Source organism: Herbaspirillum camelliae, from assembly GCF_001929405.1.
Classification (GTDB): domain Bacteria; phylum Pseudomonadota; class Gammaproteobacteria; order Burkholderiales; family Burkholderiaceae_D; genus Herbaspirillum; species Herbaspirillum seropedicae.
The window spans coordinates 2,343,604-2,358,139 of record NZ_KV880769.1; the positions used below are offsets into that span (position 1 = coordinate 2,343,604).

13 protein-coding genes are annotated in these 14,536 nt (G+C 63.5%); 9 read left to right on the forward strand and 4 right to left on the reverse strand.

The features are described 5' to 3' along the window. The first annotated feature begins 182 nt into the window (after positions 1-182). From BGK68_RS10490 to BGK68_RS10500, 3 genes are all read left to right on the forward strand, one after another. Positions 183-1,187 carry a TRAP transporter substrate-binding protein gene (locus tag BGK68_RS10490; protein ID WP_075257052.1) on the forward strand — a complete coding sequence of 335 codons (1,005 nt, stop codon included), beginning with the start codon at positions 183-185 and terminating at the stop codon, positions 1,185-1,187. Between the two features lie 123 nt (positions 1,188-1,310). Continuing rightward, a complete protein-coding gene (locus BGK68_RS10495) occupies positions 1,311-1,871 on the forward strand; it encodes a TRAP transporter small permease (protein ID WP_075259777.1) in 561 nt (186 codons plus the stop codon). Then, positions 1,868-3,148: a TRAP transporter large permease gene (locus BGK68_RS10500; RefSeq protein WP_075257053.1), complete on the forward strand. Its 1,281-nt coding sequence runs from the start codon at positions 1,868-1,870 to the stop codon at positions 3,146-3,148. The genes BGK68_RS10495 and BGK68_RS10500 overlap by 4 nt, the downstream gene beginning before the upstream one ends. A gap of 497 nt (positions 3,149-3,645) precedes the next feature. Here BGK68_RS10500 and BGK68_RS10505 read toward each other — a convergent pair whose 3' ends face one another. After that, positions 3,646-4,296, reverse strand: coding sequence for a VOC family protein (locus tag BGK68_RS10505; RefSeq protein ID WP_075257054.1), 651 nt, complete (start codon positions 4,294-4,296; stop codon positions 3,646-3,648). A gap of 105 nt (positions 4,297-4,401) precedes the next feature. On the opposite strand from BGK68_RS10505, the gene BGK68_RS10510 reads away from it, so the two are divergent. The 4 genes from BGK68_RS10510 (at position 4,402) to plsY (ending at position 7,066) form a co-directional block, all read left to right on the forward strand. Continuing rightward, positions 4,402-4,905, forward strand: coding sequence for a methylated-DNA--[protein]-cysteine S-methyltransferase (locus tag BGK68_RS10510; protein WP_075257055.1), 504 nt, complete (start codon positions 4,402-4,404; stop codon positions 4,903-4,905). Positions 4,906-4,914: 9 nt separating this feature from the next. Next, entirely contained in the window at positions 4,915-5,838 is a 924-nt protein-coding gene (gene xerD, locus BGK68_RS10515; RefSeq protein WP_075257056.1) for a site-specific tyrosine recombinase XerD, read from the forward strand. Positions 5,839-5,916: 78 nt separating this feature from the next. Continuing rightward, a complete protein-coding gene (locus BGK68_RS10520) occupies positions 5,917-6,417 on the forward strand; it encodes an aminoacyl-tRNA deacylase (protein ID WP_013232885.1) in 501 nt (166 codons plus the stop codon). Between the two features lie 31 nt (positions 6,418-6,448). Next, on the forward strand, positions 6,449-7,066 hold the full coding sequence (plsY, locus tag BGK68_RS10525) for a glycerol-3-phosphate 1-O-acyltransferase PlsY (RefSeq protein ID WP_075257057.1): 618 nt from the start codon (positions 6,449-6,451) through the stop codon (positions 7,064-7,066). 85 nt (positions 7,067-7,151) lie between these two features. Here the strand turns inward: plsY and tsaD are convergent, their stop codons facing one another. Then, positions 7,152-8,216, reverse strand: coding sequence for a tRNA (adenosine(37)-N6)-threonylcarbamoyltransferase complex transferase subunit TsaD (tsaD, locus tag BGK68_RS10530; RefSeq protein ID WP_075257058.1), 1,065 nt, complete (start codon positions 8,214-8,216; stop codon positions 7,152-7,154). Between the two features lie 140 nt (positions 8,217-8,356). On the opposite strand from tsaD, the gene ybiB reads away from it, so the two are divergent. Next, positions 8,357-9,367 (forward strand): DNA-binding protein YbiB, encoded by a 1,011-nt coding sequence (gene ybiB, locus BGK68_RS10535; protein WP_075257059.1) that lies wholly within the window; start codon positions 8,357-8,359, stop codon positions 9,365-9,367. Between the two features lie 232 nt (positions 9,368-9,599). Here the strand turns inward: ybiB and BGK68_RS10540 are convergent, their stop codons facing one another. Next, complete coding sequence (locus BGK68_RS10540; RefSeq protein WP_041310197.1) at positions 9,600-10,052, reverse strand: hypothetical protein; 453 nt, start codon at positions 10,050-10,052, stop codon at positions 9,600-9,602. Positions 10,053-11,023: 971 nt separating this feature from the next. Here BGK68_RS10540 and BGK68_RS10545 point away from each other — a divergent pair. Then, positions 11,024-13,144: a putative bifunctional diguanylate cyclase/phosphodiesterase gene (locus BGK68_RS10545; protein ID WP_075257060.1), complete on the forward strand. Its 2,121-nt coding sequence runs from the start codon at positions 11,024-11,026 to the stop codon at positions 13,142-13,144. Here the strand turns inward: BGK68_RS10545 and BGK68_RS10550 are convergent. Then, positions 13,128-14,513 (reverse strand): MATE family efflux transporter, encoded by a 1,386-nt coding sequence (locus BGK68_RS10550; protein WP_075257061.1) that lies wholly within the window; start codon positions 14,511-14,513, stop codon positions 13,128-13,130. The two genes, BGK68_RS10545 and BGK68_RS10550, sit on opposite strands and share 17 nt — an antisense overlap. Positions 14,514-14,536 lie beyond the last annotated feature (23 nt).

Consider the following 14,536-nt stretch of genomic DNA (forward strand, 5'->3'; position numbering starts at 1 on the left):
TGCGCCAGCATCCCGGTCGATGGGAATGACAGGCCGTGAGACCTGGTGGCATTGTGGTTAACCACACTTGCCCCATTCTGGTGATGCTAGGCAAAATGCGCCGGCATCAACTGGCCGCGCCAGCTTCACAGAAAAATAAAGAAAATCCAATAAACGATTTACACCTCAATGGGGAGACAAGCATGAAACTGAAGTCCATCCTGCTGGCCATGACGGCCGCAGCCATCGTCAGCACCAACGCCTTCGCGCAACAGCCCATCGTCATCAAGTTCAGCCACGTCGTGGCCAATGACACGCCCAAGGGCAAGGCTGCCGAGCGTTTCAAGGAACTGGCCGAGAAGGCCACCAAGGGCCGCGTGAAGGTCGAGGTCTATCCCAACAGCACCCTGTACAAGGACAAGGAAGAACTGGAAGCCCTGCAACTGGGCGCGGTGCAGATGCTGGCGCCCTCGCTGGCCAAGTTCGGCCCGCTGGGCGTGAAGGAGTTCGAGGTCTTCGACCTGCCCTATATCTTCCCGACCAAGGAAGTGCTGTATCGCGTGACCGAAGGTCCGATCGGCAAGGATCTCTTCAAGAAGCTGGAGCCCAAGGGCATCACCGGCCTGGCCTACTGGGATAACGGTTTCAAGGTGATGTCGGCCAACAAGCCGCTGCATCATCCGGCCGATTTCCGTGGCCTGAAGATGCGTATCCAGTCTTCCAAGGTGCTCGACGCACAGATGCGCGCACTGGGCGCCAACCCGCAGGTGCTGGCCTTCTCCGAGGTCTACCAGGCCTTGCAGACCGGCGTGGTCGATGGCACCGAGAACCCGCCTTCGAACCTCTATACCCAGAAGATGCATGAAGTGCAGAAGCACGTCACCGTCTCCAACCACGGTTACCTGGGCTACGCCGTCATCGTCAACAAGAAGTTCTGGGATGGCCTGCCCGCTGACATCCGCACCCAGCTCGAAGGCGCGATGAAGGACGCCACCAAGTACGCCAACGCCATCGCCCAGCAAGAAAACGATGCTGCGCTGGCCGCCGTCGAGAAGACCGGCAAGACCACCGTCTACCGCCTCACCGACGCCGAAAAGGCTGAATGGCGCAAAGCGCTGCTGCCGGTACAACAGCAGATGGCCAGCCGCATCGGCAAGGACCTCATCGACGCGGTCAACAAGGAAGCGGCAACGCTGGGCCAGAAGTAAGCACGGCCACGCTGCCCCGGGCGCTTGCGCCTGCGCGAGCGCACAAGAACCAATAACAATCCGAACAACCTGAGCCACTGGCCGGTCCCGATGGGGGCCGGCCTGCTGGCGCAAGGAGACATCATGAAGTTACTCGACCATCTGGAAGAGTGGCTGATCGCGTTCCTCATGGCCGCGGCCACCTTCATCATCTTCGTCGCGGTGGTCCACCGCTACGCCTCCGGCCTGGATATCCCCTGGCTGCAAGACCAGCTCATCCAGATCAACATGAGCTGGGCGCAGGAGCTGTGCATCTTCATGTTCGTGTGGATGGCCAAGTTCGGCGCCGCCTATGGCGTGCGCACCGGCATCCACGTGGGCGTCGATGTGCTGATCAACCGCTTGAACACCCCCTGGCGCAACAAGTTCGTGCTCTTTGGCCTGTTTGCCGGCGCGCTCTTCACCGGCATCGTCGGCACCTTCGGCGCCGAGTTCGTCTATGACATCGCCCAGCACGACAGCACCTCCGAGGTCCTGGAAGTGCCGATGTGGATCGTCTACCTGGCCGTGCCGCTGGGGTCTTACCTGATGTGCTTCCGTTTCCTCCAGGTCGCGTGGAATTTCCACAGGACCGGCGAATTGCCCAAGCATGACCATGCCCACGTGGAAGGTCTGGACGAAGAAACCAGCGGAGGTAAAGCATGAATGCACTGATCATTTTCGTCTTGCTGTTCGCCCTGATGCTGACCGGGATGCCCATCTCGATCTCGCTGGGTCTGACGGTACTGACTTTCCTCTTCACCATGACCGACGTGCCCATCCAGTCGGTGGCGCTGAAGCTGTTCACGGGCATCGAGAAGTTCGAGATCATGGCGATCCCGTTCTTCATCCTGGCCGGCAACTTCCTCACCCATGGCGGCGTGGCGCGGCGCATGATCAACTTCGCTACCTCCATGGTCGGCCACTGGCATGGCGGCCTGGCGCTGGCCGGCGTGCTGGCCTGCGCGCTGTTTGCAGCGGTGTCGGGCTCGTCGCCGGCAACCGTGGTAGCGATCGGCTCCATCATCCTGCCGGCCATGGTCAAGCAGGGCTTCCCCAACCGCTTCGGTGCGGGCGTGATCACCACCTCCGGCGCACTGGGCATCCTGATCCCGCCGTCCATCGTGATGGTGATGTATTCGGTCTCGACCAATACCTCGGTGGGCAAGCTGTTCATGGCGGGTGTGGTGCCGGGCCTGTTGCTGGCTTTCCTGCTGGGTGTGACGACCTGGTTCCTGGCGCGCAAGAACAATTACCCGCGCCTGAAGAAGGCCACCTGGGCCGAGCGCGCTGCGGCCTTCCGCAAGAGTGGCTGGGGCCTGTTCCTGATTGTCATCGTCATGGGCGGCATCTACACGGGCGTCTTCACGCCGACCGAAGCAGCCGCCATGGCGGCGGTGTATGCCTTCTTCATCGCCGTCTTCGTCTACAAGGACCTGACGTTGAAGCAGGTGCCCAAGGTGCTGCTGGACTCGGCCTCGATGTCGGCCATGCTGCTCTACATCATCACCAATGCGGTGCTGTTCTCGTTCCTGGTGACCAGCGAGAACATCCCGCAGGCAATGGCGGCATGGATCACCGATTCGGGCCTGGGACCGATCACCTTCCTGCTGGTGGTCAACATCCTGCTGCTGCTGGCCGGTAACGTGATGGAGCCTTCGTCGATCGTGCTGATCCTGGCGCCGATCCTGTTCCCGGTGGCCATGAAGCTGGGCATCGATCCGGTGCACTTCGGCATCCTCATCGTGGTCAACATGGAAGTGGGCATGTGCCATCCGCCGGTGGGCCTGAACCTGTATGTGGCCTCGGGCATCACCAAGATGGGCATCACCGAACTGACCATTGCGGTCATGCCGTGGCTGTTGACCATGCTCGGTTTCCTGGCCCTGGTAACCTACTGGCCGGCCCTGTCGCTGTGGCTGCCCAACCTGATCTATAACTGATCGGGGGGAAATGGGCCGAGCCCGCGCCGACCTCGCACTGCAGCGCGGGGTCGGCTTCATCAGATGTCTGTTGAGTTGCTGAAAAGCATGTTGTTTTTGCCCTGAAAAAGTGCTTTGAAAGCGCGCAGAGTACTGCTAAAGTGCGGGCTTCGCTGAACCGGCAGAAGCCATTGCCGACCCAGCAATCGAATAAAGCAGTCTTGTTTTTGGTTCATTGTTGTTGATGTACGCGCCTGGCCGGCGACCCTTCCGAATCATCGGAACGGCGCACCCGGGCGGCACCGGATACAAAGCGGGTGGTGCATAACAAACGGTATCGATACCGGGAAACTGAGGAGACGTGCATTCGATTGAAACCGTTCAAACGGTCGGGAATGCATCAGGAGTATTTTGAAGGCGCATCTGCGGATGCGCCTTTTTTCTTCGTGCCGCGCGGTCTTGGCTGTGCCTGTAAATCGTTTATACGGTTTATATGTTTTACGCTCTTCCCGAATCCGTCAGCCCAGCACACGCTCCCCGTGTGGTGTGAACACTACAGCACGCAGGCTTGCCTGCTTTCCTTCCTTCAAGACGATACGCGCATCGGCCAGCCCGATGGCCTGCCATGCTGCTTGCAGTTGCTGGGCAGCGGGATGTTCCAGGATCAGTTGCTGCAAGCGGCAGCCGCGGTCGGGCAGGGCGCTGGCCGGGTGCGGCTGGCTGAGCCACTGGATCAGGGAGGGCATCACGCCGTCGCAGGCCAGCGCACCATCGGCGGCAATGGTGATGAGCCAGTCCAGCGCACCCCGGCTCATGGGTTCGATCACGCCCGGTGAAATGGGGCTGGCCGCCACCGCAGCCGCGATATCGCTGGTGCGCGCCACCCAGTGCGCCAGGCGCGGGGCGGCATCTTTGCTCAGTTGATCCATGCCGAACCAGCGTGGCCGCCCTGGCGCATCGGCGTTGGGATCGATGGTGATGACTTCCAGATAGAAGCCTTCGCCCAGCGACAGCAGCGCATTGTGCGTACCCAGCCGCACATGCTGACCACCGATGCGCGGGGCCATGGAAACGCCCAGGCACTGCTCGACCCAGGCCATGCCGGATTTGAGCGTGGGGGCGGTGATGACCAGGTGGTCGGGGGCGGTGTGCAAGTGGGTGGTGCTCATGCGGTCTCCAGGAAGTTTTGCCCGATGGTATCAAGCCCGCGCATGAATTGCTTACAATAGGGCCCCAGGCCCATGCCGCGTTTGCCCTGTTTGCCTCGCCTTCCGATGACCCCAGCCGATTCCCCGTTGACCGCCCTGTTCTCCGCCGTGGTGCCTACGCCCTTCGGCGGCATGGGCGTGCGCACCGAGGCCGGGGCCCTGGTCGAGATGGTCTACCTGCCGCCGCATTACGCCGAGAAGGACGCCACCGACGCCGTGGCTGCGCAGGCCGTACAGCAGATCACGCACTATCTGGCTGACCCCGCCTACCGCTTCGACCTGCCGCGGCTGAGCGTCGGCAGCGCCTTCCAGCAGCGGGTCTGGCAAGCCATTGCGGCCATTCCCTGTGGCCAGGTACTGACCTATGGCCAGGTCGCCAAACGCATCCAGTCCGCGCCGCGCGCGGTGGGCCAGGCCTGCGGGGCCAACTGGTATCCCCTGGTCATTCCCTGTCATCGGGTGACCGCTGCCGGTGGGCTGGGCGGCTTTTCGCATCACGACGATGAGGATGGCTTCCACCTGGAGGTCAAGCGCTGGCTGCTGCGCCATGAAGGCGTGGCCGGATACTGACGCACACGCATGGGACGCACCACACCAAAGATCGAGGCTCCGGCCGTGAGCCGTGAGGCCATCGACGAATTCTGCGACAGCCTGTGGCTGGAAGATGGCTTGTCCAAGAACACGCTGGAAGCCTACCGGCGCGACATGATCCTCTACGCCCACTGGCTCTACCAGGAGCGCGCCAAGGCCCTTTACGAGACGCAGGCCGAGGACCTCAACGCCTACTTTGCTGCACGCCACGACCAGACCAAGCCCAGCTCCTCCAACCGCCGCCTGGCGGTGTTGAAACGTTTCTTCCAGCTGGCCCTGCGCCAGCATCACGTAGCCGCCGATCCCTGCCTGAAGCTGCGCTCGGCGCGCCAGCCGCAGCGCTTCCCCAAGACCCTCTCGGAAGGCCAGGTCGAGGCCTTGCTGGCCGCGCCTGATGTGTCCACCCCGCTGGGACTGCGTGACCGCGCCATGCTCGAGCTGATGTATGCCAGCGGGCTGCGGGTCTCGGAACTGGTGTTGTTGAAGAGCATCGAGGTGGGCATGAACGAGGGCGTCCTGCGGGTGACTGGCAAGGGCAGCAAGACGCGCCTGGTGCCGTTTGGCGAGGAAGCCGGCAACTGGCTCATGCGCTACCTGGCCGAGGCGAGGGCGCAGATCCTGCAGGGGCAGCTCGACGATGCGCTGTTCGTGACCGCGCGCGGCGGTCCGATGACGCGCCAGATGTTCTGGACCCTGGTCAAGAAATATGCGCTGCAGGCCGGCATCACGGCGCGCCTGTCGCCGCACACCTTGCGCCACGCCTTCGCTACCCATTTGCTCAACCATGGCGCCGACCTGCGCGTGGTGCAGCTGCTGCTGGGCCATGCCGACATCTCCACCACCCAGATCTATACCCACGTCGCCCGTGAGCGCCTCAAGCAACTGCATGCCGCACATCACCCTCGCGGCTGATCTTTGCGGCATAATGTGCGCCCATGACGGCCCGGCCCGGCCTGTGTGGCCGGTCAGCCGCCGTCAGGAAGAATACCGATGAGCGCCAAGAAAGAACACATCTCCGAAACCCCGGCCACGCAATTCCTGCGCAAGCAGGGCGTGGCATTCACCGAACATCCTTACGACTACGAGGAGCACGGCGGCACCTCGGTGTCCTCGCGCGAGCTGGGCGTGGACGAGCATGCGGTCATCAAGACCCTGGTGATGCAGGACGAGGCCGCCAAGCCGCTCCTGGTGCTCATGCACGGCGATTGCAAGGTTTCGACCAAGAACCTGGCGCGCCAGATCGGCTGCAAGTCGGTCGAGCCCTGCAAGCCCGAGGTGGCCAACCGCCACTCGGGTTTCCTGATCGGCGGCACGTCGCCCTTCGGCACCCGCAAGGCCATGCCGGTCTATGTCGAGTCCAGCATCCTGGAACTCGGCAAGATCTATATCAATGGCGGGCGGCGCGGCTTCCTGGTCGGCATCGACCCGGCCGTGATCCTCAAGGTGCTGCCGGCCAAGCCGGTCCAGTGCGCCCTGGCCGACCCGGCCTGACCAGAACCCCGAGACAAGAAAGAACGCATTCATGTACAACATCCTCTTCGCCATCGGCGCCTACCTGATCGGCTCGCTGTCCTTCGCGGTGCTGGTCTCCAAGCTGTTCGGGCTGTCCGATCCACGCACCTATGGTTCCAGGAATCCCGGCGCTACCAACGTCCTGCGCAGCGGCAACAAGAAGGCCGCCGCGCTGACCTTGCTGGGCGATGGCTTCAAGGGCTGGCTGGCGGTGTGGCTGGCGCAGAAGTTCGGCCCGCACTATGGCGTGGATGAAACCGGTATTGCGCTGGTGACATTGGCAGTGTTCCTGGGCCACCTGTGGCCGGTGTTCTTCCGCTTCGTCGGCGGCAAGGGGGTGGCCACCGCGCTGGGCATCTTGCTGGCGCTGGACGTATGGCTGGGCCTGGCCACGCTGGCGACCTGGCTGGCGGTGGCCTTCGCCTTCCGTTATTCCTCGCTGGCGGCGCTGGTGGCGGCCTTGTTCGCGCCCTTCTACTACGGCCTGCTGTTCGGCACTACCGACGGTATCCTGCTGGCCGTGGTGGCCATGGCGGCGCTGCTGATCTATCGCCACCGCAAGAACATCGGCAATCTGCTGGCGGGCAAGGAAAGCCGGATTGGGGATAAGAAGAAGGCTGGCAAGTAAGCCAGCCAGCCGGGGAAGCGGAAGAAAAGAAAGCAAAGGGAAGAAGGGCCGCAATCTGCATTGCGGCCCTTCTTGTCTATATCGTTTAAATGATTTCCAGGGTATTAGAGACGGCTTGCTGCTGAGGCGGCCGCAGCTCATCCAGCGGCCAACGCGGTCGCACGCCGAAGCCGTATTGCTTGCGCGCCGCACCCGGTTCCTCGCGCAGGCGCATGGCGCCGGCGAAGGCGATCATGGCGCCGTTGTCGGTGCAGAACTGCAACTCCGGATAGAAGACTTCATAGCGCCGCTTGGCCGCTGCCGCATCGAGGGCAGCGCGCAACTGCGCATTGGCGCCCACGCCGCCGGCGATGACCAGGCGCTTCAGGTTGGTCTGCTTCAGCGCCGTCATGCACTTGGCTACCAGCACATCGACGATGGCATCGACAAAACCGCGCGCGATATTGGCCTTGTCCTGTTCGCAGATATTGGTGCTCTGCTGCTTGACCACGGTGAGGACCGCGGTCTTCAGGCCCGAGAAACTGAAGTCGAGATTCTTGGAATGCAACATCGGACGCGGCAACTGGTAGGCGTTCGGATCGCCAAATTCGGCCAGCCGCGAAATCGCCGGTCCGCCCGGATAGCCCAGGCCCAGCAGCTTGGCCGACTTGTCGAAGGCTTCGCCGGCGGCATCGTCCAGGGTTTCGCCCAGCAATTCATAACGGCCCACGCCATCGACCCGCATCAGCTGCGTATGACCACCCGAGACCAGCAAGGCGATGAAAGGGAAGCGCGGCGGCTTGCTCGCCAGCAATGGCGACAGCAGGTGGCCTTCCAGGTGATGGATGCCCAGTACCGGCTTGTCCAGCGCCAGTCCCAGCCCGCAGGCCACCGAGGCGCCCACCAGCAGCGCGCCGGCCAGGCCAGGTCCCTGGGTGTAGGCGATGGCGTCGATGTCCTGGGCCTGCACCTGGGCATCGGCCAGGGTTTGCTTGAGCAGGGGAATGGCGCGGCGGATGTGGTCGCGCGAGGCCAGTTCGGGGACCACGCCACCATATTCCTGATGCATGGCAATCTGCGAATGCAGGGCATGGGCCAGGAGGCCGCGCTCGGTGTCGTACAGAGCGAGGCCGGTTTCGTCACAGGAGGATTCGACGCCGAGAACTAACATGGGAATGGACTCAATGAAGCGGCCGGGCTGCCCCCGTTGACAGGCGGGAGGCAGGCGCGGCAAAGGCGCTATTGTAATGGAAAGCCCGGCCGCACACCCCCGCGCTGTGGGGCGCGGCGGTTTTGGTGTACCCTTCGGCCATGCAAAACGATGCCCATATCCCTGCTCCGGCTGCGGCCGTCGAGCCTGCTTCCGATCTGTCTTCCGATGCCCGCTTCGTGGCCGCGCCGTTCATCAAGGAAATCGGCCGTGGCAAGGATGGTGCGCGCAGTCTCTCGCGCCAGGATGCCCGGGCCATGTACCAGGCCATGCTCGATGGCCGCGTCAGCGACCTGGAGTTGGGGGCGATCCTCCTGGCCATGCGCATCAAGGGCGAGTCGGTGCAAGAGATTGCCGGTTTCCTCGATGCGGCCGAGGCCTCCATGCCTGCACTGCGCGCACCGGCCGGGCCTTACGCGCCCGTGGTGCTGCCCAGTTACAACGGCTCGCGCAAGATGGCCAATCTCACCCCGCTGTTGTGCATGCTGCTGGTGCGCCGGGGCGTGCCGGTGCTGATGCACGGCGTCACCCATGATCCGCAGCGTGTCACCAGCGCCGAAATCTTCACCGCCCTGGGCCAGCCGCACGCCGCCAGCATCGAGCAGGCCCAAGCCCTGATGGCGGCCGGTCAGCCGGCCTTCGTGCCGATCACCGTGCTGGCCCCGGCCATTTCGCGCCTGCTGGGCATGCGCCGCATCCTGGGGGTGCGCAACTCCACCCACACCGTGGTGAAGATCATGCAACCCTTCGAGGGGCCGGCCTTGCGTCTGACGTCGTACACCCATCCCGAATACCTGGAGATGCTGACCGACTACTTCAGCAACGCCGCGCCGCATGAGCGTGGCGACGCCTTCCTCATGCGCGGCACCGAAGGCGAGACGGTCGCCAATGCGCGCCGCGCCCAGCGCATCGACTGGTTCAGTGGCGGTACGCGCACCGTGCTGGTGGAAAAACAGAGCGTGGCCGAAGAACTGCCCGATCTGCCCGAGGGACAGGATGCCGCTGCCACCGCGGCCTGGATCCGCGAGGTGCTGGAGGGCCAGCGACCGGTGCCGGAAGCCATCGCCGAGCAGGTCGAGCACTGCGTGGCAGTGGCAGCACGATTACGTTGATTTTTTGTTGCGCAGCGTGGATGATTCACCACACTCTATCCTGTCGTGCGGGAAGCTGACACATTGACAGCTTCGCGCACAAGCCATGTCAGTATTGGTCAGTAAAAAAACGCTGGAAATAATGCCGGCGCTGCGGCATGGAGGCAGGAAGAAGAGGGTGGCGTGGATCCCAGGAAACGGGATCGTGCAGCGCAGAGGAGCCGAAGAAAACGCGTCCGATCAGTCAGACGCGTCAAGCGCGGGAGCGGCGTCGGGTGGGGGCCTTGGCAGGAGCAGCGGCCTTCTCGACGGTGCTGGCGGCGACCTGGGCGAAGGCGAAGATCACTTCCTTGACGACCTTGCGTTGTGGCGCAGGGAGGTTGATGAAGGCCTCGAAGGCTTCGCGTTCGCGGTAGCCGATGGCTTCTTCCCAGCGCGCGCGGCGCTTGTCGATGCGCTTGCCGATCTCTTCGCCGAAGCGCAGATGCTGTGGCGTGACGATGAGCCACTCGGCCAGGGTCTCGAGCTTGTCCTGCTTGGGCATGGACTCGCCCAGCAGCCAGCGTCGCACGCCGTGCAGCGTCATCGGCTTGCCCCAGTAGCGCAAATTGAATTCCCGTTCCAGAACGGCGGGCTTGGGTTCGTATCCTGCTTTTTCCATCGCGGTGCGCAAGCGCTTGGCGAATTTTTGATTGGCGGTTTCCATGGTTTCGAAGGTACTTTGAGGTAGAGCTTTCCGGGGTACGTTTGCATTTGGGATGAGTTACGCAGCAAACGTGATTTATACTCACCAGCTGGGATGAAGACGCCGTCGGCGTCGGCACGACCCCATGGAAAGCTGCGCCAGGCAAGGCTGGCAAGCGTTTGCAGTGAGCGGAAAGGCGGCCATGCGCAAGTCTCCGATGCCATGGTGGAACACCTTGTACGATGGTGCAGGTTCGTTCGGACGCGGGGCCGCATGTCAGGTCATCAGGCCACTTCAAGTACGTCGGTGACTTGCGCCGTGATGGTGCGACGGGGGCGTGCGATGGACCGGCTGTTGTTCTGCAGGCGTCCTCGTTGGGGTTGGACTATTGTTAGTCCAGATGACTGACGGCGTCAGCCCTTATTGATGTTTTTTTATTTTCTGTGTCTGTAGCGACACAGCGCGAGGCGGCGCAAACCAGCGCCGCAGCGGGTGCAGCGCGGTTTCGGCAGTGGCCGGCGCGTTGGAATGGCGGCGCACCTTCAGGGGGATATCACTGATGCTGCAGGTGGGCAGCTTAAAGTTTTCCCATCCTGCGAGGATGGGGTGGGTCAGCCAGACCAGTCCGCAATGTGGACGGGGCTGGGTCTGGCCGCTGAGCGCGGATCGCCGGCCGGATTTGCTGCAAGTCAGGACAAGTCGAACAATCAAAGAAGCAAGCGGCGTCCTTGTGATAAGTTTCAGTGATTTTTATCGCTTTTCAGTTACGTAACTTTTAAGTGCTTTTTCCGGACCGGAAAGGTCCGGGATGGAACGCGGCAACCCGTTGCGCAGCAACGGTGGATCGACTGACGTCCGCACGCCCTCCAGCCAGCCACTGTTGCTGGCCCGGGTGGTCCGGACGGAATGGCCGCGGTACCGTACAGGCGCATTTCCTCGCGGGCTCCCAGCGATCGCCCGCGAGGAAATGGGCAATCGTTCCGGGTTCGTCCATGTCAGGTTCATTCCATTTCCTGCTGTTGGCCTTTGCGGTGCTGGTGGCCAGCCTGTCGGCCTATGCTGCGCTGGAAGTCTCCGAGCGCATGGTGATGCAGGAATCCCAGCATCGCCGCCTGTGGCTGTCGGTCGGGGCGGTCGTGCTCGGCCTGGGCGTGTGGGCCACGCTGTTCCTGACGGTGGCGGCCCTGGGCTTGGCCATGCCGGTCGGCTTCGATATCCGCCTGACCGTGCTGGCGTTGTTGCTGTGCCTGGGCAGCGCCTTCTACCTGATGCACCTGTCCGGCTTGCGGCGGCCCCATCCGAGCCGGCTGGCCATCGGCGGGCTGTCCATCGGCGCGGCCATCAACGCGGCTTTCCATATGGCGCTGGCCGCCATGCAATTGCTGCCGGCGCTGTTGTATCAGCAGGTCTTGCTGGGCCTGGCCCTGCTGCTGACCGAACTGATCGGGGTCTTCATCGTGGCCCTGTTTTCGGCCAGCAATGGCCGCAAGCCCAAGGCGGGCTCGCTCAATTCACAGCAGACGCGGCGGGTGCTGGCGGCGTTGCTGGTGGGTCTGGGACTGGTCGCTGCGGCCATGGCCGGTCTGCGTGCGCTGGTCATTGCGCCGCACACGCAGAGCCTGGCGGTGGCCAGCCTGCTGCGCGAGCACCTGGTCAACGGCATCGTCTTCCTGGCTTTCCTGGCAATGGCGCTGGCGCTGGTGATCAGCGGCGCACAGCGCAACCAGGTATTGAAGCGCATCGTCGGCCGTACCAATGACAAGCTGCTGCACTTTGCCACCCATGACGTGCTCACCGGCCTGCCCAACCGCGCCCTGCTGGCCGACCGCATCCAGCACGCGGTCGAGGTAGCGCGCCGCAACGGCAAGATCTTTGCGGTGCTGTTCATGGACCTGGATGGTTTCAAGGCCATCAATGATTCGCTCGGCCATGCGGTGGGCGATGGCCTGTTGGTGGCGGTGGCGCAGCGCATCCGGCAATGTCTGCGTGGCGAAGACATGGTCGCGCGCATCGGCGGCGACGAGTTCGTGGTGGTGGTGGGCAACCTGTCTTCGCCGGATGTGGTGGAGCAGTTGTCGGAGAATATCCTTGCCGCCCTGCGCCAGGATTTCCAGATCGATGACGCCACCCTGCGCGTGACCTCCAGCATTGGCATTGCCGTCTATCCCAATAGCGGCGACAGCGTCGATGCATTGATGAAGAATGCCGATGCCGCCATGTACGAAGCCAAGCAGAGCGGGCGCAATACCTATCGCTTCTTCGAGCCGGCCATGCATGCCAGCGCCATGCGTCACCTGCAGGTGCGCCAGGCGCTCCAGCAGGCCATCGACGAGCAGCAGTTCCGCCTGCATTTCCAGCCCAAGTACCGTGGCGCGAGCAAGGAGCTGACCGGGCTGGAAGCCTTGCTGCGCTGGACCCATCCGCAACTGGGCGAGATGGCCCCGACCGAATTCATCCCCATTGCCGAGCGTTCCGGTCAGATCCTGTGCATCGGCGACTGGGTGCTGCAGGCGGTCTGCGAACAGATCGCGCGCTGGGATGCGGCGGGGATGAAGCCGGTGAAGGTGGCCCTGAACCTGTCGCCGCTGCAGATGCGCACCGATCTGGTGGCGCGTATCGTGGAACTGGTGGGCGCGGCGGGCATTGCCCCGCAACGGCTGATGTTCGAGATCACCGAGACGGCGGCGATGAAGGATGTGGAGCGCAGCCAGCGGGTGATCGGCGAATTGCAGGCGCTGGGCTTCGATATCGCCATCGATGACTTTGGCACGGGCTATTCCAGCCTGGCCTACCTGGCGCAGTTCCACTGTCGCCAGATCAAGATCGACCGTTTCTTTACCTCGCGCCTGGATGGCGACGATCATTCCGGACGCGCCATCGTGGCCGCCATCATTGCACTGGCCCATGCCTTGCAGATGGAAGTGGTGGCCGAGGGTGTGGAAACCGAAGGGCAGTTGCGCGAGCTGCAACTGCTGCACTGTGATCAGGTGCAGGGCTTCCTGCTGGGACGTCCGGCGGAAGCGCCCAGCGTGCCGGGGCTGGTGCAGGCCAGCAACGATGACCTGTTCGGCGCGGCGGCTGGCGCGAGCGTTGTGCTCAAGCTTGAGCGTTGAGCCAGCGGCGCTGGATGTGGCGCAGGTAGTAGAGCAGGCCGAATCCAACCAGGCCCAGGCTGGCGCTGTTGGCCAGCCAGAAGCCAGCCGGCCCCAACAGGTTCGGCGGGGTCAGGCCCAGCGGATCCAGGCCGAGCAGATAGCCGCCGCCCAGTCCCACGCCCCACAGCGTGACGGCATAGATCACGGTCGGCACCACCGCCACCTTGTAGGCGCGCAGCACGAAAGCGGTAGTCACCTGCAGGGAATCGAAGAGCTGGTAGAAAGCGATGTAGAGGAACAGCGGCAGCGCTGCGCCGATGATGAGCGGATCAGGCGTATAGGCGCGGATGATCTGCCCGCGCAGGCAGTAGACCACCAGCCCGACCAGCACCGACAGCGAGATCGCCAGGCGGATGCCGGCATTGCCGATCTTCTTGGCCACCGCAAAGTTGTTGCCGCCGATGGCTTGCGCCACCAGGGTGCTGGTCGCGCTGGCAATGGACAGCGGCAGCATGTAGAGCACCGTGCCGACATTGGCCGTGATCTGGTGCCCGGCCACCGGCACCGCACCCAGGCGCGCGATGAAGACGGCCATCAGGGTGAAGGCGGTGACTTCGATGAAGTAGGACATGCCGATGGGAATGCCCAGCCACAGCAGCCGGCGCAGGGTCTTCCAGGACGGGGCGACGAAACCGCGGCCAAACAGCTTCAAGGGACGATACACCGGCAGGCGCGCCACCAGCAGCCAGGCCGCCAGCATCATCAGCCAGGCGATCAGGGTGGTGGCGATGGCGCAGCCGGGGCCGCCAAAGGCCGGCAGTCCTAGTCCGCCGAAGATCAAGAGGGCGTTGAGCGGCAGCTTCAGCAGCAGGCCGCAGAGCTGGATGGCCATGACCATCTTGGGGCGGGCGATGGCGGTGTTGAGCGCCGAATAGACGCGGAAGAACAGCGTGGCTGGCAGCGCCAGTGCTTCGATGCGCAGGTACAGCGTGGCCTTTTCCACCAGTTCCGGCGAGGCCTTGGCCACGCTGAGAAAGAGGGGCGAGAACATCAGCACCAGCGCGCCGATGACCGACAGGAACACGGCCAGCCACATCCCTTGCCTGACTTCGTCGCCGATCTCGTCGTGACGGCCAGCGCCGAAGAGCTGGCCGATGGTCGGCTGCAGCGCCTGCAGCACACCCGACAGGCCCACGAAGACGCTCACGTAGATCGATACCCCCAACGCCAGCGCGGCCAGGTCCAGCGCCGAGAAGCGCGATACCATCACGGTATCGATCACGCCATTGGCGATGAGCGCCAGCTGGCCGACCAGCAGCGGCCACGCCAGCCGCGCGATGCGGCCGACGTGGTGACGGGAGGACAGGGCGGGCAGTTCAGTGGTCACGCGCAGGCAATCATGAAGGCCGC

Bases quoted from the DNA above. Each gene is read 5' to 3' on its own strand.
- BGK68_RS10490 (WP_075257052.1), top strand. From the start codon at position 183: ATGAAACTGAAGTCCATCCTGCTGGCCATGACGGCCGCAGCCATCGTC.
- BGK68_RS10495 (WP_075259777.1), top strand. From the start codon at position 1,311: ATGAAGTTACTCGACCATCTGGAAGAGTGGCTGATCGCGTTCCTCATG.
- BGK68_RS10500 (WP_075257053.1), top strand. From the start codon at position 1,868: ATGAATGCACTGATCATTTTCGTCTTGCTGTTCGCCCTGATGCTGACC.
- BGK68_RS10505 (WP_075257054.1), bottom strand. From the start codon at position 4,296: ATGAGCACCACCCACTTGCACACCGCCCCCGACCACCTGGTCATCACC.
- BGK68_RS10510 (WP_075257055.1), top strand. From the start codon at position 4,402: ATGACCCCAGCCGATTCCCCGTTGACCGCCCTGTTCTCCGCCGTGGTG.
- xerD (WP_075257056.1), top strand. From the start codon at position 4,915: ATGGGACGCACCACACCAAAGATCGAGGCTCCGGCCGTGAGCCGTGAG.
- BGK68_RS10520 (WP_013232885.1), top strand. From the start codon at position 5,917: ATGAGCGCCAAGAAAGAACACATCTCCGAAACCCCGGCCACGCAATTC.
- plsY (WP_075257057.1), top strand. From the start codon at position 6,449: ATGTACAACATCCTCTTCGCCATCGGCGCCTACCTGATCGGCTCGCTG.
- tsaD (WP_075257058.1), bottom strand. From the start codon at position 8,216: ATGTTAGTTCTCGGCGTCGAATCCTCCTGTGACGAAACCGGCCTCGCT.
- ybiB (WP_075257059.1), top strand. From the start codon at position 8,357: ATGCAAAACGATGCCCATATCCCTGCTCCGGCTGCGGCCGTCGAGCCT.
- BGK68_RS10540 (WP_041310197.1), bottom strand. From the start codon at position 10,052: ATGGAAACCGCCAATCAAAAATTCGCCAAGCGCTTGCGCACCGCGATG.
- BGK68_RS10545 (WP_075257060.1), top strand. From the start codon at position 11,024: ATGTCAGGTTCATTCCATTTCCTGCTGTTGGCCTTTGCGGTGCTGGTG.